Source organism: Streptomyces sp. NPDC048600 (assembly GCF_055587025.1).
In genome coordinates this window covers 69,841-92,247 of sequence record NZ_JBVJGZ010000007.1, presented here as the reverse complement: position 1 = coordinate 92,247, position 22,407 = coordinate 69,841, and the positions used below count along the sequence as shown (strand labels likewise).

The 22,407-nt window shown below is 69.4% G+C and carries 15 protein-coding genes and 1 pseudogene; 3 read left to right on the top strand and 13 right to left on the bottom strand.

Annotated features, from left to right (window positions below; translation table 11 throughout):
- The first annotated feature begins 310 nt into the window (after nucleotides 1–310).
- Nucleotides 311–1,171, top strand: coding sequence for a YihY/virulence factor BrkB family protein (locus ACZ6SQ_RS11970; protein WP_469559771.1), 861 nt, complete (start codon nucleotides 311–313; stop codon nucleotides 1,169–1,171).
- An 844-nt stretch (nucleotides 1,172–2,015) separates the two neighbouring features.
- Nucleotides 2,016–3,110 (top strand): barstar family protein, encoded by a 1,095-nt coding sequence (locus ACZ6SQ_RS11965; RefSeq protein WP_469559768.1) that lies wholly within the window; start codon nucleotides 2,016–2,018, stop codon nucleotides 3,108–3,110.
- Nucleotides 3,111–3,701: 591 nt separating this feature from the next.
- Here ACZ6SQ_RS11965 and ACZ6SQ_RS11960 read toward each other — a convergent pair.
- From ACZ6SQ_RS11960 to ACZ6SQ_RS11930, 7 genes are all read right to left on the bottom strand, one after another.
- Complete coding sequence (locus ACZ6SQ_RS11960; protein ID WP_469559766.1) at nucleotides 3,702–4,784, bottom strand: protein kinase family protein; 1,083 nt, start codon at nucleotides 4,782–4,784, stop codon at nucleotides 3,702–3,704.
- A gap of 230 nt (nucleotides 4,785–5,014) precedes the next feature.
- Nucleotides 5,015–5,602, bottom strand: coding sequence for an SMI1/KNR4 family protein (locus tag ACZ6SQ_RS11955; RefSeq protein WP_469560247.1), 588 nt, complete (start codon nucleotides 5,600–5,602; stop codon nucleotides 5,015–5,017).
- A gap of 537 nt (nucleotides 5,603–6,139) precedes the next feature.
- On the bottom strand, nucleotides 6,140–6,325 hold the full coding sequence (locus ACZ6SQ_RS11950; RefSeq protein WP_469559763.1) for a hypothetical protein: 186 nt from the start codon (nucleotides 6,323–6,325) through the stop codon (nucleotides 6,140–6,142).
- Complete coding sequence (locus ACZ6SQ_RS11945) at nucleotides 6,312–6,965, bottom strand: DUF6338 family protein (protein WP_469559761.1); 654 nt, start codon at nucleotides 6,963–6,965, stop codon at nucleotides 6,312–6,314. The genes ACZ6SQ_RS11950 and ACZ6SQ_RS11945 overlap by 14 nt, the downstream gene beginning before the upstream one ends.
- Entirely contained in the window at nucleotides 6,962–8,014 is a 1,053-nt protein-coding gene (locus ACZ6SQ_RS11940) for a hypothetical protein (RefSeq protein WP_469559758.1), read from the bottom strand. Before ACZ6SQ_RS11940 ends, ACZ6SQ_RS11945 begins: the two co-directional genes overlap by 4 nt.
- Complete coding sequence (locus ACZ6SQ_RS11935) at nucleotides 8,014–11,439, bottom strand: CHAT domain-containing protein (protein ID WP_469559756.1); 3,426 nt, start codon at nucleotides 11,437–11,439, stop codon at nucleotides 8,014–8,016. Before ACZ6SQ_RS11935 ends, ACZ6SQ_RS11940 begins: the two co-directional genes overlap by 1 nt.
- Nucleotides 11,440–11,773: 334 nt before the next feature.
- Nucleotides 11,774–11,971, bottom strand: coding sequence for a hypothetical protein (locus ACZ6SQ_RS11930; RefSeq protein ID WP_469559754.1), 198 nt, complete (start codon nucleotides 11,969–11,971; stop codon nucleotides 11,774–11,776).
- Nucleotides 11,972–12,094: 123 nt separating this feature from the next.
- Between ACZ6SQ_RS11930 and ACZ6SQ_RS11925 the strand changes: the two genes are divergently transcribed.
- Nucleotides 12,095–13,618 carry an AsnC family transcriptional regulator gene (locus tag ACZ6SQ_RS11925; RefSeq protein WP_469559752.1) on the top strand — a complete coding sequence of 508 codons (1,524 nt, stop codon included), beginning with the start codon at nucleotides 12,095–12,097 and terminating at the stop codon, nucleotides 13,616–13,618.
- A 133-nt stretch (nucleotides 13,619–13,751) separates the two neighbouring features.
- Here the strand turns inward: ACZ6SQ_RS11925 and ACZ6SQ_RS11920 are convergent.
- The 6 genes and pseudogenes from ACZ6SQ_RS11920 to ACZ6SQ_RS11895 all read right to left on the bottom strand — a co-directional run.
- A pseudogene (locus tag ACZ6SQ_RS11920) lies at nucleotides 13,752–14,270 on the bottom strand (transposase); the annotation flags it as partial.
- Between the two features lie 38 nt (nucleotides 14,271–14,308).
- On the bottom strand, nucleotides 14,309–15,268 hold the full coding sequence (locus ACZ6SQ_RS11915) for a hypothetical protein (RefSeq protein ID WP_469559748.1): 960 nt from the start codon (nucleotides 15,266–15,268) through the stop codon (nucleotides 14,309–14,311).
- Between the two features lie 409 nt (nucleotides 15,269–15,677).
- Nucleotides 15,678–18,311: a SpoIIE family protein phosphatase gene (locus tag ACZ6SQ_RS11910; RefSeq protein ID WP_469559745.1), complete on the bottom strand. Its 2,634-nt coding sequence runs from the start codon at nucleotides 18,309–18,311 to the stop codon at nucleotides 15,678–15,680.
- A 391-nt stretch (nucleotides 18,312–18,702) separates the two neighbouring features.
- On the bottom strand, nucleotides 18,703–19,287 hold the full coding sequence (locus tag ACZ6SQ_RS11905) for a GGDEF domain-containing protein (RefSeq protein WP_469559742.1): 585 nt from the start codon (nucleotides 19,285–19,287) through the stop codon (nucleotides 18,703–18,705).
- Between the two features lie 588 nt (nucleotides 19,288–19,875).
- A complete protein-coding gene (locus ACZ6SQ_RS11900; protein WP_469559741.1) occupies nucleotides 19,876–20,703 on the bottom strand; it encodes a class II aldolase/adducin family protein in 828 nt (275 codons plus the stop codon).
- 24 nt (nucleotides 20,704–20,727) lie between these two features.
- Entirely contained in the window at nucleotides 20,728–22,218 is a 1,491-nt protein-coding gene (locus tag ACZ6SQ_RS11895) for a sodium:solute symporter family protein (protein WP_469559738.1), read from the bottom strand.
- Between the last annotated feature and the right edge of the window lie 189 nt (nucleotides 22,219–22,407).

Sequence of the window (22,407 nt, the reverse complement as noted above, 5' to 3'; positions counted from 1 at the left end):
GTCCAGACGCCCAGGTCCGTCTGGGAGTTCCCGCCACCAAGGAGTGGGCACGGGTGAATCCGGACGGTGGCCTCGGGCCAAGTTGCGGTGATCGCGTCGGACAGAGGGACAGACGCATGTGCCCGCGCAGCGCGGGCAAACGCAAGCAGGTAGGCACCCGAAGGGCAGGCAACCCGAGCCGGCTCCGGACTCTGGCCAGGGAGCGTGGAGACATGCGGCACCAGCACTTCCCTCCTGACCTTCGCCGGGACAATGCGTGACTGCCGGCCAGCCGGTAACCCCACTGGCTTCCCACCCGGGACGCGCGACCGTGCGCGGTCGGCGTGACTGGTGGCCGGCCCTGCGCAGGACGCCTGCGGCCTTGTGGCGGGAGGACGCGACGGACTGGGCCGCCGCGCTGACCTACTACGCGGTGCTCACCCTCTTTCCCACTCTGCTCGTCGCGCTCTCGCTGCTCGGAATCGCCGGCCGCCCAGGAGGCGGGCACGTCGTCGGACAGGTGGCCACCATCGTCCCGGGGCAGGCACGTCCCGCCGTGCTGAGCGCGCTGGAGAGCATGTCCCAACAGGAGGCCTCGGCCCGGCTGCTGGCCGCCTTCGGTACCGTCGGGGCGCTGTGGTCGGCCTCCAGCTATCTGAGCGTCTTCCGCCGTGCCCTGCATGCCATGAACGGTGTCACCGACCGCCGCCCGCTCTGGAAGAAGGCCCCGCTCACCATCCTCACCGCGCTCACGCTGCTGACCCTGCTCGTGTCCAGCGTGCTGGCCCTGGTCCTCACCGGCGACGCGGCCCGGGCCGCAGGGAGGATCCTGGGGGTGGACGCCGTCGGCGTCGCGGCGTGGAACATCCTCAAGTGGCCGCTGCTGGCCTGCCTGGCCACCGTCATGGTCCTGGTGCTCTTCCGCTCCGGCCAGGCCGCCGCCTACGGCCTGCGCCACCGCGCCGTGGGGGGCCTGCTCGCCGTCGTCCTGTGGCTTCTCGCATCCGCCGGCTTCACCCTGTACACCGCCAACTACGCGGGCACCTACGACCGCCTCTACGGCTCCCTCGCGGGCATCGTCGTCTTCCTCGTCTGGCTGTGGATCTCCAACCTCGCCCTCCTCACCGGAGCCCAGTTCAACGCGGAACTCGCCAAGATCCGCCAGGACCGGCCGGCCTCGACCGGGAATTGAGGCAGGGCAGGCCGCGGGCCCGCCGGGGCAGGGGCGGCAGACTCCCCGGCCGCTGCCGGAGCCGAACCCATCAGGCAGCGCCCATGACGCACCCGACCCTGGCCATCGCCACGCACGCGACCCCGTACACGCGACCGCCAGCCCCACCACGGTGACGCAGTCGTCTACGCCCTCGGTGGGGCAATGCGCGGCAACATCCACGTCCGCCGTTCGACTGGGCGTTGACGGGCAGGCAACCGAACGGCAGCGGGAGAAGCCTTGCGGCTGTCACCAGGGCGGTCGGGGGCACCTCGGGCTGACGGCGCGAATGGGTCAGGCTGCGGGCCATGAAGGTGATGAAAGCCCACTGGATGTGTGCTTCGGCGTGGGACACGCGAACAGGCCCGTCAGCACCTTCACGAAGCGCTGTCATGGCCCGAGAGCGAGGCTCGGATCACGGGGCCCGGCACGGCAGCCAGCCACAGTCTGTATGTCTCCTCCACGGCCGCAGTCTGGCACGTTGCACCACAGCGAGGCTCCTCAGCGGCCAGCCTTCAGGCCCTCTTGGCTACGCTGGTACCCCAACTTCCCTCCTCATCCTTTGTCCTCACCGCGCACTCCGGCCAGGGCTGGAAGACAAGATCAGCGGCCTGCAGGCCATGACCGCCGGCCTACCCCGCGTCGCCGAACTCGCCCTGCCACCCGAGTAGGAGCAGTCAGAGCGGCGTCGCGGTCCGCGGCAAACGTGCCAGCCTGGCGCGCCCGCGGTGAGTCGGACCTCGGGGGTTCCGCCAGACCGGGGGCCTGGCCTCGGGCACCGTGACCGCCTATGAAAAGAACTTCACGGACTGCACCCAGTCTGGGCATGCTTCCGACCGTGCATGTGGACAGGGAGCATCGCGGGCAGGGACGGTACACGCTGACGGACGCAGGAAGTGGCCGCGTCTGGGGAGTCTGCGCCGAGGCCGACGGATTGTTCCGCGAACCCCTGCGCGGGACATACGAATTGTTCGACTGGGTTCCGGACGGTGCCGAACTGCACGGTTGGGTCGGCAGCCGGGTGTGGCTGGTGCCTGAGGACAGGACGCTCGATGCCTGGCTGCTGGAGGACCCGGAGAGCCTCGGACAGCACCCGGACACAAACGGCCTCGTGCTCACCGGCCTGGACGAATACGAGGGCCCACCCGAGGGATACCGGGCTCCCGTCCGACTGCACGACGGCCAGCGGTGGCTGGGCTCCTGTCGCGAGTTCGCCCGCGTCCTGCCGTCCGAGCAAGGAGAACCTCCACTCGTCCTGAGGGGGCTCGCCCCGAGTGACCGGCTACGGCAGGCACTGGCTACGGGCACCCGGCGCACGCTGGATCTGGGGGAGGTCTCGCTGGAGATACGGGACGACTGGTGCGAACCGCTCACCGGCCGGCTTCTGCGACCCAAAGTCCGTACGTGGCAGCCGTCCTCCCGTGGGACGGACCTGATCGATCTGGAACTCGACGGCTACCTCGCACCCGTACCGGAATACGCCCGGCCCGTCTGGGAGCGCTGGCTCGCCGGCCCGCCGGACGCACCAGGCGCCTGGGCTGCGCTCGATACCCGTCAGCGTGGGGCCTGGCTCGATCTCGTCCGGGAGCGGGGGTGCCGGCTCAAGCACCAGGACCGTCAGGCCGGGCACGCGTACAAGCTGGACGGCCGGCACATCACGGACGAACCCGGCCTCTACCTGGCACTCGGCGAGGCCGTCAACGGGCCTGGCGGCTACTTCGGCGGCTGCCTGGACGCCCTCGTGGACTGCCTGCGCGGCAACTTCGGCTACAGCGCCCCCGCAACCCTGGTCTGGCGGGACGCCGCGACTGCGCGCGAGCACCTGTCTCGCGTACTGACGCCGGAAGGGAAGCAGTACGACCTGGTCGCCCTGGTGATCGAAGTCCTGACCGAGCGCGGGATGGACGTGACCGTCATGTGAAGTGGGCCGAGCTGCCGCGCCAGTAACCCAATGCTGCTGCCGGTCCGTCGGGCCGCGCCCGCGAAGTCCCCAGAACCGGCGCGGCTGCCATGCGGCCCGGCCCGTGGTTCGTGCACGCGGAGCGGACGCGGTATCACCGCCCATGAGCCGGGAGTCCGGTTCGATGCCAGCCGGAGCGGCTCTCTTGCGGGCGCGCCGCGCGCACGGCCTCCGTGCCTGTGCACACGGTCTCGTCGGGACTGACGGCCTGGTCCACGAGACACGTACCCCGATCACCGGGAACGAGCCGCAGTGCGGTATGTGTCACCATACCGATCGCCGCCGTACCGGCCTCGAGGGTCACCCGCAGTCCGATCCCCGCCGGATGCGGGCAGACGGCCCGACCTCAACCGCCTTGCCCGTGGTCACCCACACGTCCGGACAATCGTGCATGCGAGGCGCCCCGGTGATCTCGACGCACTCGGCGACGGTGTCAGCCCCCACACGCTGCCGCAGGTCCTTGGTCCGAGCAGGGCCTTCCGGATGGCGGGGCTTCGGTCTGAGTCCGGCCCCGACCCTGGTGGGTTCCACCGGGCGTTCCTGAGTGGGGGCTTACGCGGGCTCGGACGGGGACTGTGGTGTGTCGCTGAGCTGCCGGATGTGCGTCAGGGGGTAGGGAGTCTGCCTGCTCTGCTGTTGAAACCGGCGGTTGAAGTCGGACATCACTGCGGCGATGGGAGCATCGCGGGCGAGGATCGCTGCGGCTGCCTCTGGGATTCCTGCAGGGCGTTTGCCATCGGCGTAGGCCCGCACTGCGGCGTAGCGGCCCTCCCTGTCCTCCTTCGGATATCCGTGCAGGGCGGTGACGAGCCAGTTCACCAGATACGCGGTGGTGTAGGAACGATCGTAGGTGCGATGCCGGTCGAAGAATTCGATCTCCTCCAGTGACAGCTCGAAGTCGGACGAGAGGGCGAGGCCGTAGTCCGCGAAGTAGAGGCGCCGGCCGTCGGTGAGGATGTTCTCGAAGTGGGCGTCGAAGTGCAGAAGCCCGCGGCTGTTCATGAACGAGGTGCCGACCCTCAGTTCCCTCTCCACCATGGTGCAGGCCCGGTTGGGGGTCTCGTCTCCTGCCGCGATCTGGGCGCCCAGCCACTCGTGCAGGTTCTGCGGAATGTACTCCAGGAACAGCGCGACGCTCGCCGAGGACTGCTGGAGGGCGTCGATCCGTCGGCGTACCTGCGGTGCACCGCCCCAGTAGGCGACGGCCCGTTCGACGTCGGCCAGCTCTTGCGGCAGCGGAGTCGAGTCCGGCAGCACCCGCCAGTGGTACATCAGGGGAAAGCCCTCGTGTTCCGCCGTGAGCACCCAGTGCGTCGTCATGGAGTGCACCGCGAGCTCACGCCAGGCTCCGAAGCCCGGCCCGCCGATGGCGCCGACGCCGTAGTGACAGAAGACCGGCAGATCGAACAGGTTCGCCGTGGACCGGACGTGCTCGGGCTGCCTTTCGACGTCGGTCAGGGGCACCCGTTTCACGAAGACCGGAGTTCCGGATACCTCCAGCAGGGCCGACTTCCCGCCGATTCCGGACCCGATCGGCAGTGCCGTGTCCAGAGCCTCACACAGGTCGTCGTCGCCGTACGAGGCCAGCGACTCGGAGACCACCCTGTAGGCGATCAGCCGCGCAGCATGCGACATGTCAGGGCACCGCACCGTGGCCTCCCGGGCTGGAAACCTCAATTCTGCATGGTGATCAGCATCTCCACGACGTCGCCGCCCACCTCCAGGCAATAAGGGCAGTCGACCGGACACCAACCCGAACCAGCCCGCCCGAGCCCGCAATGCGTTTCGCAAGGGGCATCTCGACTGTTACCGAGACGGCGGGCGAGCGCCCACGCTGCCCCATGGGACGAAGGGTTGGTGTTTCGCTATGTGCCGGACGAGAGTCGGCTTGCAGCCTGGTCCCATGGCTGAGGCTCGACCGGGTCGTCCTTCTCGAAGGCGTCCTCCTCGAACCAGCCCGTCCCCGCCAGCCACGTCTCCAGCCACCCTGCGAGGCCGGCGGAGTCGAGGAACCAACACTGATCCCACGATCCGCCGCTGTACGGGTTCGGCTCGAAGAGCAGGACCTGACCGTCCTCGCTGAGACAATCCACGCCTGCATACATGGCACAGCCCCAGGTCAGGATGGGTAGGACGCCTTCGGGCCACTCCGGGTGCTCCACTCCAACCGACGCCTCACGTCGCGTCAGGTATTCGCCAACGACGCTGAAGCCCGGACCAAGCAGTGGCAGCAGTCGGTAGTCGGGGCCGAAGCCGCCGTCAGCGACCTCGCGATACAGGCGTGCAAGAAGGGGATGCAGGGCGAAGCCCAGTTGCGCCTCGGCCTCAACGATCTGGGCATCGTCGACAGGCGCGGGAAGCCCCTCGTTGTCCGATGCGGCCCGGATGGAGACACGTTGCACGAGGTCATCAATGTCGATCACGACCGTGATGCTGTCAGAGCCCACCGACATGCCGACGGCCGCGGCCACCGGGTGGGCTGTTGAACTACAGGAAGGTCAGAGAAGCTCGCCCGACTCGATACCCAACTCTCCCGCACCACAGGGACAATCCATCTAGGGGTTCCCACGTTCGGCCACATCGTTGGCCGGGCTGAGGAACCTGCGAGCGCCAACGGCGGTACCACTTCCCAGTATGAGATCCAGGAGTAGCTCCTCAGCTTGGCCCTTCCAGCCGACGGCGTGAGGCGGGGCCAAGCCCGACCCTGGCGGACTCCGACGCACCGATGCGGTCGCTGCCGTGTCCGTCGGGTGTCCACGGCCGCCCGTTCCGTGCCGGGCCGAAGAGCGCGCCGGCAACGGACTCGCTGCCCCGGGTCGGCGGCACGCAACGGCTGGGTCTCCTCCGGGAGATCGTCCGACAGATCTCTGGGGGGGCGGCATGCGCCGTGTCTTGCATCTGTCCGCCGACGGTGTACCAGGGCGCCCAGGCCGATGCTCCTCGTCCATGACGGTCCGTCGGACGCCGCCTGGAACCCGCACGGGATCACATCATTGCGGCGACGTGTCGCCGTCCCGTTCCACGGTGGTGGAGACACCCGCCGGTCCCTCCGGTGGCAGGGCCTCGTCCTCGGGGACGTCCTCCTTCTTGGGACGGCGGGTGCCCCGCGGCGGGCCCGCCCAGCTCGCGAAGTCGTCGTCGAGTTCCTCGTAGTCGACGGCGTCAGACTGCGTCATCGGTGTCTCCTCGGGTGTCGCGGCGCGGTTCGTGGAATTCCAGGAGGTCCACGTCGGCGGCCCGGACGTACAGCCCGGCCGTGCCGCTCATCCGTGGCCCGAAGGTGCCGTCCGGCTCCATGCGGTACTGAGACTCCAGGTAGAGGTCACCAGGCTGCGGATAGGCGGAGGAACGCGAGCGTGTTCCGTACCAGCCCCCCGCCCAGCCGCCGTTCTTCAGCCTGACCCGGACGAAACACGCCCCACGGTCCTGGAAGAGGGCGTCCCACGCGGTGGGGGTCTCCTCGTGCACGGCGGCACGCCGACGCCGGATCCAGTACGCCTCCGCCCACGCCACCAGTGTCGGCACGACGACGACGAGACACAGCAGCCACACCCCGGCCTCCCGCGGCTGCTCGGCGACACCGGTCAGAGGCCCCTTCCCCCCGCCTGCCAGCAACCGTACGAGGTGGGGACCGACGGTGATCAGATAGGCGGCGTCGAGCAGGACGCCCACGGCGAGGGCGCGCAGGACGCGGTTGTTCACCTCCTGCTCGGCCTCGCGGACCCCGAGGAGCCGCTCCCTCGCGAAGAGGTAGGAGGTACCGGGCAGAACCAGCAGCACCAGGATCGCGAGCTGCTGAACGGTACTTGGTGTCATGGTCTGCTCTCCCGCTCGCGGGCGCAGACGGACGCGTTGCGGGCCAGCGTGCGCAGTGCGCCGAGATCCAGATCAAAGGCGTGGGCCTTCACCCACTCGGCCTGGGACGGCTTGATCAGCTCCACTTCCTGCCCGGCCCGCTTCATGAGCTCGAGCGCCGTAGGCTCGTCGCCCTCGTGGAAGGCCAGCCGGCCGCCTGCGAGCAACAGGAAGGCCGCCAACAGGCGTTCCCGTGGCCGGGCGCGCCGTTCCAGCAGGGCCAGGGCACGGGAGAAGCACGTCCTCGTGCGCGGCACGATGCCCCGCAACGCGCTCTCCGCACCGTCGTCGACCAGAGCGCGCACCTCGCGCAGGGCGCCTGGGCCGAGCGGCGGCGCGTTCGCCGGGTCGTCGATGCGCCGGTCCGCCTCCAGCAGGAGCCGGGTCGTCTCCCGCCGCATCGACCGGGCGCCCCCGAGCGACTCGGTCAGCACCAGGACCCGGTCCAGGACGGCGATCGCGTCCGCCACCCGCCCACGGTCGAGGAGCGCCTCCCCGAGCAGCCGGGAGGCCCGCGCGGCTTCCGGCTGCCGGTCCGCCGCCTCGAAGACGGCACGGCATTCCTGGAGAAAGGGGAACTCCGTCTCCCCGGTCGGCCGCCCGGCCTCCAGCGTCAGAAGGGCATTCGCACCGGCCTTGAACAGGGTCGTCTCGTCGTCGCCGCGGCGTGCGTGCGTCCAGCTCTCGAGATAAGCGGCGAGGCCCTGTGCGAGGTCACCTGCCTGGCAGTGGGCGACCCCGAGGTTGAGCAGTACGTGGCCGAGCAGGGCCGGGTCGTCCGCCGCCGCTCTCCTGGCGATCCGCTGTGCCCGCAGCCCTGCGGCGAAGGCCTCGTCGTAGCGTTCCTCCATGGCGTAGGCCAGGCAGAGGCAGCCGAGTACGGAGGCCACATGCCTGTCCGAGAGCGTGCGCCGGACGGCCGGGTTGTCGACGAGGGCGAAGTGCGCTACCCGTTCGTAGGCGGGCATGTGCAGGAAACGGTCCGCGGTCGTCTCCGACTCCTCGGTCATCAGGCCCCCACCATGCTGAACGGTGCCCATAGGAAGGGGTGCAGGAAGGGGCGCGGCGGAACGCCGTCGGTCATCAGCCGCCGGCGGATCTCGGCCGGGAGCCAGTCCAGGCCCAGCAGTTCGGTCACGGTGGCCGAGCGGAGCCACAACTGGGCCCACCGCAACGCTTGTGCGGGCGATTCGGCAGCGCCGGGCGGTGTGCCGTACGGGGGCGGCTCGACGCCGTGGCCGAGCAACCGCCGGTAGAACGCGATCATCAACAGCACGGCCGCGGTGTCGTTCGTCCTCCAGCGCGTGCAGACGACGCCCGCTCCGCCGGCCAGCAGGATGCCGGTCGGCAGTCCGATCGCCTCGTCCGGCCGCCGAGGGTCGACGATCCCGGTGTCACAGGCCGACAGGGTCACCAGCCGGGCCCTCTCCAGCGGGCGGGGACGCGCGTTCAGCAGGTCGGCCAGGGTGATGCTCTCACCGCCGAGGTCGAGCCTGGAGGCGAGCGGGTCCGTCGGGTCGTAGGTGCCGTGGCATGCCAGGTGGACGTGGCTGCCGCCGGACAGCGCGTCGATCAGGCCCCCCTTCGTGCACCCGTCCTCGGCCTTCGGCGTCTCGCCGGTGACGTCCCGGCTCTCCCCCACCGCGGCGAAGAGCCGCCGCAGCGTCTCCACCTCCTGCGCGGCGAGCAGTCCTCCGTCCTGCCCCGGGGTGGACGCCGCCACGAGAAGGGGTTTTGACGGCGGCGCCACGGCCCGGTGTCTGGCCGCGAGGAGCAGTCGCACCGACGGTGCGTACACGACCGCACGGGTCACAAGCAGCGGCTCACCCGTGGAAGGGAGCTGCGCGGCGTGCAAGGGCAGATGGGCGACAGGGCCACAGGCGATCACGACCACGCCGGACGCCGCACCGAGCGCCTCGGCGACCCCTCCGACCAACCCCTCCCCGAGCCGCGGAAGCAGCTCCCGCAGCTCCGCTCCCCTCACGGCTACCGTCGCGGCGAAGGCGTCGGCCAGCGCACGGGCGTCAGCGACGGTCAGCGCGGACTCCACGGCTTGGACACGTGGCCCGGGGTCGCTCTCGTGCCGGACGATCAGGGACAGGCTCCCGTTCCTGGTCACGGAGATGTAGCAGAGCGGCTCTCCCGGCCGTGCGGCGCCCAGAATGTCGGCCTGCGTCGTCTCCCGAAGAAAGGACTCCATACCCGGCAGCGCCCTGACCCGGGCCAGGGCGGTTGCCAGCTCCGCCCTGGCTCCGTCGAGCACGCCGCCCAGCTCGTATTCGGCCGCATCCAACTCCCGCCCGCCGTCCCGCGAGGCTTCCCAGCGGCCCAGCTCACGATTGCGGGCCTCCAGGGTCTGTACGGTCTCGGCGGCGCGCAGGTAGGCGCCGTGGGTCTCCGGGTCCGTCTGCGCCAGCCGGTGCAGCTGCTCGTGATCCGGCGACAGGGCCAGATTGAAGTTGCGTGTTCTGCCACGCTCCAGGCAGAGCAGCGCCTCTTCCAACCGGCCCGCGCGAGCCAGTGCGTAGGCCGCTCGCTGATGCAGATCCCCGGCCGAGTCCAGCCGCAGCTCCCGCGAGGAGCTCACCAGGCAGGCCCGGAACAGCTGTTCGTCCGCCTCTACGGCCCGCTGGTACGCGTCGGCGGCCGCGGACCACTCGGTGCGTTCCGCGAGGGCGTCACCGAGCCGCTCTGCCGCTATCCGCAGCAGGTCGCTGTGACCGTGGGCACGGTCCATCGCCTCCCGCAGAACGGACAGCTCCCGCTCACGGAGTTCGTCCTCCCGCGAGAGGTCCAGCTTCCGAGAGACCCGGCACGCCTCCGCCAAAGAGACGAGCTGAAAGCCGAGTTCGAATCCGGTCGGCAGCCCCTCGTAGGCGGCGACGGCGTCCTCGATGTGCCCCAGCCCCCGCCGCGCCGTGGCGACCGGGTCCTCCGCCTTGCCTCTCACGGCCCCCTTGAGCAACGCCCAGCCGAGCTTGGACATGCTGCGTGCCCACAGGTGGGGAGCGGTGTCCCTGCGGCGGTGCACGAGGGCGGCCTCGTGGCACCGGATCTCCTCGTCGTACTCGCCGAGCGCACCTGCGACGACGGCAAGCTTGTCGTAGGTGCTGGAGGCCTCGCCGCGGTCGCCGACCCGCTCGTAGACGGCGAGCGCCCGCAGCAGGTGCTCGCGTGCACGAAGACTGTTCTCCCGGCGGTCCCCGCGTTCTCTCTTGGAGAGTGAAACCGCCAGACGGGCCTGGGTGTTGGCCCACTGTTCGGGATCGGTCTCTTCCGATTCGACGGTGTTCAGCTGCTCGTACAGCCGCACCACATGCTCCCTGTTGACGGCCGGGTCGCCTTGTTGCCTGAGGTTGTACGCGCCGGCGAGGAAGCTCTGGGCGTCGCACCAGAGCTCCTTGTCCCGGGCGGGATCGAGCCGGGCGACGACCGGTTCCAGCAGGCCGATGGCCTCTTCGATCTGGCCGGGTGCGGACTGTGTGCCCTGATCGGTCAGCACCTTCGCCAGCTCGTTGCGCACGCGGGCCCACGTGTCGGGATTGCGCTCCGGCCCGGTCTCCTCCAGAGCCGCCCGCAGGTGCCCGATGGCCAGCTCCTGGTTGGCGTGGACGTCGCCCGTGTAGCGCTGGCCGTAGGCGCGTGCCAGCTCGTACCGCGCCACGGCCCAGCCCTGCGGATCCTCCTCCCGCGCAATACTGCGCGCGTTGCGCAGCAGCAGACCGATGGCCCGTTCCAGGCCGATGACGTCCTGCCCGCGGCTGGCACTGGTCAGCATCATGCCCAGCGTCATCTGCAGGGCGCCCCGTAGCTCCGGCTGGTCACGGTCGCCCAACACCTCCAGCGCACGCTCCGCCAGACGCCCCAGCTCCTCGGCGAGCGGCCTGTCACTCAGGGACCGGCCGAGCCCGCCACGCCCGGACGCCTCTAACTCGGCAGCGATGCGCAGCACTTCGAGCGGTGGTGCCGAACGCCGGGGCTTGACCCTGCACACGCGCGGCCCGCCGCCCGCCGAGGTGCCGCGAGCAGTCGCCGTCAGCACTCCCCGTGCCGCATCGAACGGCACGGACAGGACGCCGGAGTTCTCCGCGTCCTCCGCACTCACCGGCCCCAGCCTGTCGAGCAGGGCCTCCACGTAGAGCTTCCTATTGGCTTCGTCCTGCTCAGGCCGGGTGTGGGGTGGATAGAAGTAGACCAACTGCCCAGTCGCCTCGCCGCGGTACACCAACAGCGGAAACAGCCGGGCCTTCCTCACGCCACAGGACGGACAAGTGACCGACGGGACCTTGCCCTTGATCACTCCCCGCACCAAGTCCGGCCGCGCCAGAGCGTCGACGACCATGTACGTGTGGTCCCGGACGTCTTCCCCGCACCTGCGGCACCGCCAATCGTGCCTGATCCGAATCGAGTAGTTCACCGGCCCCCCAACCGACATCCCATGCTGCGAGTGAGGATCCCTGCCCGTGCCCACGGGGGCTCCCCGGGTTGAAGCCGTCGAACCACAGACACACCGTCACCCGCAGCCCCACTGTAGGGACTCTCAGTGACAGCCGCCGCGTGAACCCGTGATTCGCCCATCGCCCGCCTCGCGCGAGCTCTCCGGGACGGCGGCCGGGCCGATGGCGGCTGCGGTCTCGGTGAGCACGGTCCACCGCCAGCGATCGGGCGCGTACCCGCCCGGTGCGGTGAACCCGACGCCTGCGAACCCCCTTGGGACGGCGTCCTGCTCGGCGCGCTGACCGAACCGAGGTGGCCACCGAAGAGGCCGATCAGCTGAACAGTGCGGCGAGGGCCGCAGTAGCGGTCGCGGCGAGAGTGATGACCGCGGCGAAGACGGTGGCGGCACGGTTGAGGGCGGCGGGATAAGTGGCGCCGTCCAGACGGGCGAGCTTACCCGCGCCGGCCGCGGCCAGCACCGCGACGACGATCACGAGGGCGGCGGACTGAAGGACTACGGCGACGGCCACGACAGGACTCCCGGTGTGCGGTGCGGTGTTGACGTGGACGAAGGTCGCCGAAACGGCGTCCGCCGAGGTCCGCCGGGACGAAGATGAACACCGGCGAACACATCACCACCCGGGGGCAAGCGCGTGCAGGACGAACCGAACGGCCACACCCCGGATGCGGCACTCACCGAGTTACGCAGGAATCTCACCGACGGGCTGGCCCGGACCCGACTGAACCAGACGCAACTAGCCGCCAGGGCACAGCTCGGGCGCACCACCGTGTCGGAGGCGCTCTCGCCCAGCAAGCCTGTGCCGTCCGCGCAGACGGTGGCGGCGCTGGCCCGCGCGCTGCAACTGCCGGTGCCCGAACTGCTGGAGCTGCAGCGCAAGGCGGCCGCAGAGCCGGCCACGGTCGCACCGCGTGGGCCAGGGCGTCCGATCGGGCAGTGGGAGCCGCACGATCTGGAGGTGCATCCCGCCGGACCCGGCCGGACCGCTTCCGGCTCCGGCACTGCTGCCGTGCGGGCGCTGCCCGGATATGTGCGGCGCGAGCACGACCGGATGCTGGCCGAGGCGGTGGAGGAGGTAGCGGCCGGTCGCAGCCGGATCGTGGTCCTGGTGGGCAGCTCCTCGACGGGGAAGACCCGGGCCTGCTGGGAAGCAGTACAGCCGCTCGCCCAGCAGGGTTGGCGGCTGTGGCATCCCTTCGATCCGACCCGGGCGCAGGCTGCGCTGGAGGACGTGCAGCACGTGGGGCCGCGCACGGTGGTATGGCTGAACGAGGCCCAGCACTACCTCGGCGACCGAGCCTTCGGGGAGCAGATCGCGGCAGCCATGCACCGCCTGCTGACCACCCCGCAGCGTGGGCCCGTTCTGGTGCTGGGCACGCTCTGGCCCGAGTACGCCCACCGGTACACGGCCCTGCCCGCCCCGGGCGAGCCAGATTCGCACAGCCGGGTGCGAGAGCTGCTGGCCGGCCGGATCTTGACCGTCCCCGACTCCTTCGACTCCCAGGCTCTGGCGAAGGCCACTGCCCTGGCCGAGGGCGGTGACCGGCTGCTGGCCGACGCCCTCACCCACAGTGCCTTCCTCTCCGACGCCTCACTGCACGCATATGCCACCGAACCCGCCCGCAACGTCATCGCCTGGTGGACGACGGGGCGCCCCCACACACCCGTTCTCGCCCCCTCCGGCCCCACCGCCTCCGTCTACCGGACGGCGGTGCAGGACGAGGTGGACGAGCGGATCCTGGCCGAGCTGGAGGACGACGGCCGGCTGCCCTTCGCCGAACTGGCCGGGCGCGTGGGGCTCTCGGCGGGAGCCACCCGCTCGCGCACACTGCGCCTGCTCGAAGGCGGGGTGGCCAAGGTGGTCGCCCTCGTGCGGCCCGAGGTCCTGGGCATGGGCTATCTGTGCGGTTTCAGCCTGCGGATCGACGGCCCGGCCGGCCGGGCGGCCGAGGAGGTCGCCCGCCTGGACCGCGTGACGTTCCTGTCGACCTGCCTGGGCCGCGCGGAGCTGGTGGGAACCGTCACGGCCGAATCGTTCGGCGCGGTACAAGACACGCTGGAGACGTTGCGGGCGCTGCCCACAGTGCGCGAGGTGGAGAGCTGGCTGCACCTGGAGTTGGTGAAGGAGCAGTACGACCTCGGCCCCAGAACGGCCTGACCACCCCCAGAGGAGACCGGGAGGCACTGGACGCCGGCCGAGACATCCACCCCAGCGAGGCAGTCAGGTGCTCGCCACGTTCGCTCACGCCGTGACGAACGGCAGCGCCGGCATCCCCGCTGAGACCGAGACCCCCGCCTCGGGGGACGCGGATGCGGAACATCACCGTCTCGAAAGCGGGTGCGTCGCCAGCCCGGCCCGCGGTGACGTGAGAGCCGAAGGCCGTCACCGCCGTCCGCCACCAGGTGCACGTTGATTCGCAGCCCGCCACGGGAACGCCCGAGTGCGTGATCGGCGGGTTCGCTGGAGCGGGCTGCCCCCATTGCGTGCCACTGCCACGTGCTGGAGGGCCCGGACGACGGCGGAGTCCACCGAGACTGTCCAGTCGATGTCGTAGTCGGCGTCCGCCGACGCCAGGACGGCGGTGAGGACCATCTCCCAGGTGCCGTCGACGGCCCGACTAATGAGCCGTTCGGGGGCGGTCTGGAACGAGCCGAGCTCGTCGGGGGGGGTCCCTCCAGGGCGAGTTGGCGCGGTGCTTCCACGCGATGGCCACGAATGTGCGGCGATGGCGTCCGCGGCCCGGATCGGCCGGCATCAGCGGCGCGATCCGGTCCCCCATCACATCAGTGATCACTGATCGGACAGACACATCCGATCAACTGGCCAACCCCGCACGGAGACAGGGGGTCAACGCTCGGATTTGGCCCGCGCTTGCGTGCGTTGGAAGACGGTCACTGGATCTCCTTCGAACTGCCAGGGCCAGTGCGTGACAGCCCCGCCGATCGCCTGGAAGACAGGATGGGCATCGCGGCGGCGGTTGGTCGCCATAAGGGCGTAGGCGAGGGTGTTGAGGTCGGCGAGGGCAGCTGCGTGACTGAGGAAGGACGGCCGTGCCCAGTGTTGTGCGGCGCGGTCGAGCGTGTCGGTGACATGTGTATCGGTCCAGAAGTTGCGTGCCATGAAGCCCTCGACGCCTCCGCGGGCCTGTATCGACTGGTAGTGCAGTACCTGGGAGGTCAGCTCTGTTGCCGCGCAGGGCGCGTTTGCGGGGACGCGCGCACGCAGGGAGTCGACGAATTCCATTACCTGAAACCGCGAACCGCCCTCGTCCGGTGACAGGTAGCGCGTCATGCTCAGGTAGGCCTCCCGGTTCCAGCGGTCGCGCAGCACCACCTCGTTCCAGACCTGGAAGACGTCCGCGGAGTCGTGGCGCTCCAGGCGGCCCATCTCGAGCAGGACGATCCAGGGGGTGGGGTCCTGGGGGGTGAGATCTGCAGCGCGAAGGCAGTCGGTTCCGGCCCTGGAGACGCCTTCCGAGGTCCCTGTCGCACGTGCCCGGAAGAGTGTGGACCAGGCATGCAGGACCAGGGCGCCGGCATTTTCCGGATTCAGCCTGGCCCATGCCGAGGGCACCGGGGACTTGGACAGGAAGCGTGCCAGAACAGCCAGCCGGAAGGTTCTGCGGTCCCAGTCCTGGGACTTTGCTGTCAGGAAATTGGCGACCTGCGCCACGCAAAGGTCCGTACGCGCCATCGCACCCGTTTCCATTGTGGCGCGCAGCGACTTGAGGAGTTTCCCGAGACGCACATCGTCAAGCTCCAGTGTGATGGCCGGAGTTCTTTTGTGGCTACTAGAAAAGAATGACATGCAGACAGACTAGAAAGGCTCATGCGTCAGGCAAAGCGGGTCTGGTGATCGTTACGCGATAGGCATGCTGTGCCCCATTACCGTTCCGTATGGCGGGATGCCGTGCACCCATGATCGTGCGGGGTCCTCTATTTCCTACGTCAAACAAGTCGCGGGGTTCTCGGACTCTTAGTAGGTTCCGTCGCGGAGCATTACGAACAGCACCTTGATCCGTTGCGCGCCGGTCGAAGAAGGGCCTCGAATGCCCTGCCCAGAGCCTTGTGCAACACCCTCTGATTTCGGTTTCGTCCGCGGGCCGCACCGACCTGAAAGCATATACGTCGAAGCGACCCAGCGGTGAACCGAACCGACAGCCGTACCCTTCAACTCACCCCCGGCAGAACTCCCGGCCGGGGATATGGTCACCCGATTAGAGTTGGGAGTCGTCCCACTGGTCCAGGAAATCGTCCGTCACGTCCATAGTCGGCTCCTCATGCCGCGCGAGCGGATTCAACTCGGCCCAGATCACCTTCCCGCGAGCCCGGTAGCGAGTGCCCCACCGTTCGGCATAGTGGGCGACGAGGAACAATCCGCGCCCGCCTTCGTCGGTGCTGGCGGCGCGGCGCAGATGGGGCGAGGTACTGCTGCCGTCGGATATTTCACAGACCACGGTCCGGTCGTACAGCAGACGAACGCCGATCGGCTGGATCCCGTAGCGGACGGCGTTGGTGATCAGTTCGCTCAGGACGAGTTCGGCGGTGAACGTGATTTCGTCCAGCCCCCACGACTCCAGCGTGCGGATGCACTGGGACCGGACGATACCCACGGCGGCGGGCTCAGATGGCATCTCCCATTCGGCGACCCTGTCCGCTGCCAGCCTTCGAGTGCGGGCGATCAACAGGGCGACGTCGTCGCTGGGGCGTGCCGGGAGCATGGCGCTCGTGATCGCCGCGCACATCTCCTCCAGCGTGTCTTCCGTGCCGGAAGAAAGCGCGGATCGAAGCTGCTCCAGGCCGGTGTCGAAGTCTCGGTGGCGGTCTTCGATCAGCCCGTCGGTGTACAGGACGAGCCGGGCACCCTGCGGCAGGATGAACTCGGAGGCCTCCGCGGGCATGTTGCCACCGAGTCCGAGGGGCGGAGATACAGGGAGGTCAGGGAACGCGACACTGCCGTCGGGGTATACGACCGCGGGTCCGGGGTGGCCGGCTGAGGCCACCGTCGTGCGGCCGGTGACCGCGTCGTAGATGACGTAGAGGCATGTCGCCCCGGTGATCTCGAAGTCCTCGCTTTCGCCCATGACATTGGCGTCGATGCGGGCGACGAGTTCGTCCACGTGGCTCAAGAGCTCGTCGGGCGCCAGATCGAGACTCGAGAAGTTGTGGACGGCAGTGCGCAGCCGGCCCATGGTCGCCGCGGCGTTCAGTCCGTGTCCGACGACGTCGCCGACGACCAGAGCGACCCGGGCGCCCGGCAGGGGAATGAGATCGAACCAGTCGCCGCCGACACCGGCTTCGGCAGGCAGGTACCGGTAGGCCACATCGAGCGCGGACTGCTCTGGGAGGCCTCGGGGCAGAAGGCGGCGCTGCAGGGCGACGGCCACGGTGTGTTCGCGGGTGTAGCGGCGGGCGTTGTCGATCGCCACGGCTGCCCGGGCCGCCAGTTCTTCGGCGGAAGCCAGATCATCCTGTTCGAACGGCTGGGTGCTCTCCGTACGCCAGAAGTCCGCGAGTCCCAGTACGACTCCCCGCGCCCGCAAGGGCACGGTGATCAGTGAGCGGATACCGTAGTCGACGACCTGCTGGGTTCGTGCGGGATCCTGAGCCTGCCATCCACTCGCCGTGCTCAGGTCCGCTTCGAGGACGGCACGGCCGCTTGCCATGCTCGCAGCCATCGGAGTGGTGGGTACGAAGTCGATCAGTTCTCCCAGCGGATACAGGGGCCCGCCGGGAGCCACGCCGACCGCAGCTGTCCGACGCATCCGCATAGAGCCCTCGCCGGGTTCCCCTCCGCTCAGGACGGGCTCCAGGAGCTCGACGGTGACGATGTCGGCGAAACGGGGAACCGCCAGCTCGGCCAGTTCCTCGGCCGTCCGCACGACGTCCAGGGTGGTGCCGATGCGCACCCCGGCGTCATGGACCAGCCGCAGGCGCTCCCGGGCGGCCTCCGCCTTGTCGGCGAGCGCACGCAGCTCGGTGGAGTCCCGCAGTGTCACGGCGTTTCCGGCGGGCCCGCCGTACGGCGCCGTCGGCCGTACGTTCACTGCCAGGAGGCGATCTCCCGCCAGGTGGACCTCGTCGGTCGCCACACGGTCGGAGACCATCAGATCGGCGACGCCCGGGTCGAGCCGCAGTTCCGACACCGGCCGCCCTTCCGCGTCCGGGGGGAGTTCCAGCAAGCGCCGCGCCTCGTCGTTGGCGAGCAGCACTCGCTCGTCGCCGCTGGTGATGATCACGCCCTCGCGAACCGCGTGCAGGACCGCGTCGTGATGCTCGTACATCCGGCTCAGGTCCGCCGGGCCGAGGCCGTGCGTCTGACGCAGCAGCCTCCGGCTCACCAGAAGCGACCCGGCCGTCACGACCAGTAGTGCTGCGGCAGCCGACCCCAGAAGCAGAGGCAGTTGATCCGTCACGGCCTCGTTCACGTTCTCCACGGAGATGCCGACTGCCACCAGACCGACCACCGACCCATCGGTGTCGATCACCGGAACGGTCGTATCCACTGCCCGCCCGACAGGCGTATCGAAGACGCTCGTGTACGACTCGCCGGCCAGGCCCTGCTCGAACGTGCCGGTGACGTGTTTACCGATGAGACCGGGATCGGGATGCGACCACCTGATCCCTGCGGGGCTGAAAGCGACGACGTAATCAACCCCGGAGCCCGCCCGGGCCGCCTCGGCGGCGGGCTGGAGCAGCGCACTCGGACGGGGGGACTTCATCGCGCTCAGAGTTCCGGGCGCATGCGCGAACAGTTCGGCGCCGGCCACGGAGCGCTGCCGGGCTTTGTCCATGCTGCCATCCCGGGCCAGGAGCACCAGCGCGACCACAGCAGCGATCACCAGCAGCATGGTCAGGACCAACTGCAAAAGGAAGCCCTGGGCCGCGACACTGCGTACACCCAGGAGAGCGCGGGCGCTCCGGCTCCACGAAGACTGGGACACCTGGTCGGCTCGGTAGCCTGTACCCCCAGCGGACGAACCCCCAGCAGACGGGTTCATACCCATGTTATACACCCTGCGTAGCCGCCGCTGGTGTGGCGAGCCGCGCGCGGGACGCCTTCGTGGGCGACGTGGCCGCACCGGCTGTAGAGGCTTTGTCTTGGGCGAAGCGGTCCCCCCAGACACGCGGTGCTCGTACCTGACGGCGCCCTCTGAGCAGTTCGGACGCGGTGATCAGCCGTGCAGGAGACCCCGACTGAACCCGCTCGGGGCATGCGCCGACTCGCCGTTTCGCGTTCGGTCATACGGCACGCTCCAGCGCGGTGCCGGGGCGTCCCTGTCGACGGCCGTTGACGGTCGGGGTCTGAAGGTCCGCGATCTCCGCCCACCCGTACCGGCCGGAGTACTTGGTCCGGTACATCGAGGCGTCCGCGCCGCGCAGCAGGGCCGGCAGGGCGCGAATCCCGAGGTAGTCGGGGACGGCGGTCCCTACAGAGGCAGCGACGGCGAGCGGTCCGGCCAGGGTGGGCACGGGCTCGTGGAGTGCGCCCATCAGCCGCTCCAGGCTCTGCTCCATCGCGTTGTCACCCGTCCGGGTGCCGATGCGGGTGGCGACGGCGAACTCGTCTCCGCCCAGGCGGCCGACGACCCCATGCGGGCCCGCCCAGCGGGAGAGGCGCTCGCCGGTCGCTGCGAGCGCGGCGTCACCGGCGGCGTGGCCGTGCGTGTCGTTCAGTCCCTTGAAATTGTCGAGGTCGACCAGGCAGATGAGGGAATCTCGCTGGTGGCGGGCGAGCAGGCGCTTGGCCCGGTGCTCGAACGCGGCGCGGCGCTCGGCTCCGGTCAGCGGGTCGCGGCGTTCGGCTGCGAGGCGACGGTGAAGCACGAGTGCATGGACGGCCCAGCCGGTGACTGGGACGGCGAGGGTCGTGAGGATGAGGGTGCGGTGCCCGATCGAAGCTGCAGCGCGCGTGAGGGGGTCCACTTGGGGTCTCACTCTCGTCTTGTGCGGAACAGACTGGCCCCGGGACGGTCGGTTCCATCGGACGCCTGAACGTCTGTCCCGGAGTCAGAACGTCAGAGCGGAATCCCACCAGGTGGTGCCCGGCTCGACTGGAGGGGTTTCGCAAGGGGTTGGCGGTTGGTGATGTGGCGATGCGTACGTCACGTTCCAAGGACTGCATCGGCACGATGACCCATCTCCAATATCGTGACCGCCCCGGCCGGGATGGCCGGGGCGGTCACTGGGCAACACCACGATCCTGCTGGGGAGGGGCAGGTGTCAGTGGTGATGGTGGCCGTGTGCTCGAAGAGGGTGCGGGCGTCGGCGACGCGGCCACACGTGCCGTCGGTGATGCGCTCGCGGCCGGGGGCGGGTGTCCTGCTGTCGCTTTACAGCGCGTTCGGGCCGCCGCCGCTCCGCCGTTCGAAGCGCTGCCGAGTCGTACGACACGGATTCGCAGTCCGCGAGTGATCAGTCCGCGTAGTCGGGGGCGATGCGTCCCACCAGACGGAGCAGGGCCTGCCAGGCCAGGTGGTACGCATGGTCGTCCTGGAGGTCGGATCCGTGTTCCTCACCGCGGAGTTGGCGGGCGGTGTGCTCACGCAGGTCGACGGGCGGCAGGGTGAGCGGAGTTCCGCCGGCTTGAGCGGTTACCTGGATCTCGCATGCCCTTTCCAGGTAGTACATGCGCAGGAAAGCCTGGGCGGCGGTCTCCCCGACGGTGAGCAGGCCGTGGTTGCGCAGGATGAGGGCGGGGTGGTCCTCGATGTCGGCGACGAGGCGCTGCTGTTCGTCGAGGTTGAGGGCGACTCCTTCATAGTCGTGATAGCCCACCCGGTTGTGGAATTCCATGGACATCTGGTTGACCGGCAGCAGACCGCCTTGCTGGGCGGCGACGGCACAGCCGGCCTTGGTGTGGGTGTGCAGCACGCAGTGGGCGTCGGGACGGGCGGCGTGTATCGCGCTGTGGATGACGAAGCCGGCGGGGTTGACCGGGTAGGGGGTCGCCTCGACGGGGTTGCCGTGAAGGTCGACCTTCACCAGGTTCGACGCGGTGATTTCCTCGAAGAGGAGCCCGTAGGGGTTGATGAGGAAGTGGTGCTCGGGCCCGGGCAGCCGCAGCGAGATGTGCGTGAAGATCAGGTCGGTCATCCGGAAGTGCGCTACGAGCCGGTAGACGGCGGCCAGTTCACGCCGCAGCCGGAGTTCTTCGTCGCCGTGATGCTGTCGGCCGACCGGGAGGCCAGCGGTTGCGATGGTGGCCGGGGTGGCTTCGGTCGTGGTGGCGCTGGTGGCCATGAGGACTCGGTTCCTGTCAGTGCGTCAGAGGGTGGTGGCCGCGGTCGTGGGCTGCGTGGCCGGGGGATCGTCGCGGTCGGTGTCCTGGCCGGCGAGGCGACGGCGCCACTGGTCGAGGATGTGCGTCTCGGTAGGCCGTGTGGTGACACTGACCGCGATGTAGGCGATCAGGCTGGTGGCGAGGCCGTAGTAGATGGGTTCGTTGGCGAGCATGCCGTGGGTGGCCATCAGGAAGATGACGGTGACGCTGCCGGCGGTCATGGCCGCGAGTGCCCCTTGCAGGTTCCCTCGCTTCCAGAGCAGGCCGCCGAGGATGGGCACCAGCAGGGCGCCGACCAGCAGGTTGTAGGCGACGGTGAGGGCTGCGAGGACATCGTCGAGCAGGCAGGCGAGAGCGATGGACACGGCGCCGAGGATGATGATGGCGAGCCGGTTGGAGGCGACCTCGTCGTGGTCGTCGGTCTGCTTGAGGGCGGTTCGCCCGCCGAGCGCGCGCAGTCGGTGCCAGATGTCGTTGTTGGCCACGGTGGCGGAGGCGATCAGGGCGCCGCTGGCGGTGGACATCATGGCGGACAGCGCCGCGGCGAGCACGAGGCCCTTGACACCGGTGGGCAGCGTGCTCTTGACGATGGCCGCGAAGGCGTTGTCGGCGTCGGCGAGGTCGGGGTGGAGGACCTTGGTGGCCATGCCGATGACGGCGCCGGCGAGTGCGTAGATCAGACAGTACACGCCGGCCGCGGTGCCGCCCCAGGCTGCGATCTTGTCGCTGCGGGCGGTGAAGACCCGCTGCCAGATGTCCTGGCCGATCAGCATGCCGAACGTGTAGATCAGCACGTAGGTGAAGATGCTCTCGCCGCCGATGGAGCCGAACGACAGGTAGCTGTCGGGGAGCTGATCGGAGAGCTCGGCAAAGCCGCCCGCCTTGATGACTGCGACCGGCAGCAGGATCACGAGCACGCCGATGCTCTTGATCACGAACTGCACCATGTCGGTGAGGGTGATCGACCACATGCCGCCGAGCGCGGAGTAGCCGACCACGATCGTGCCGCCGATGACAACGGCGACCCAGCGGGGCACGTCGAACAGGACATCGAAGACGGTGGCGTAGGCGATGGTCGAGGTGACGGCGAGCATGAGTGTGTAGACCCACATCACCAGACCCGAGATGATGCTGGCCGAGTCGCCGTACCGCAGGGACAGCATGTCGGCGACGGTGTAGACCCGCAGACGGGCGATGCGGGCGGAGAAGAAGATGCTCAGTGCCAGCAGTCCGAAGCCGATGGCGAAGACCATCCAGGCGCCGGACAGGCCATAGGTGTAGCCGAGGCGTACGCCTCCGATGGTGGAGGCGCCGCCGATGACGACGGCGGCCATGGTGCCGGTGTACAGACTTGGGCCGAGGCGCCGTCCTGCGACGAGGAAGTCGCTGGCAGATCGGGCTCGTCTCTTGCCCCACCATCCGACGGCGGCGATGCCCAGCAAATATCCGATGATCACGACGTAGTCGACGCCCATGACGTCCTCCGGTCCTTGGCGGCCCGCGTCGAGGGAACGCGGTACCGACGTGCTCGTATGAGGGGGAGCGGCTGCGCGCAAAGCCGGGGGGTGGAGGCGGCGGCTGCATTGCTCGGGGGTGACAGACGGCTCGGCCACGTCGGGAGACGGACTCGCAGGTGCCTGCCCGGTGTCTGGCTGGTGTGCGCC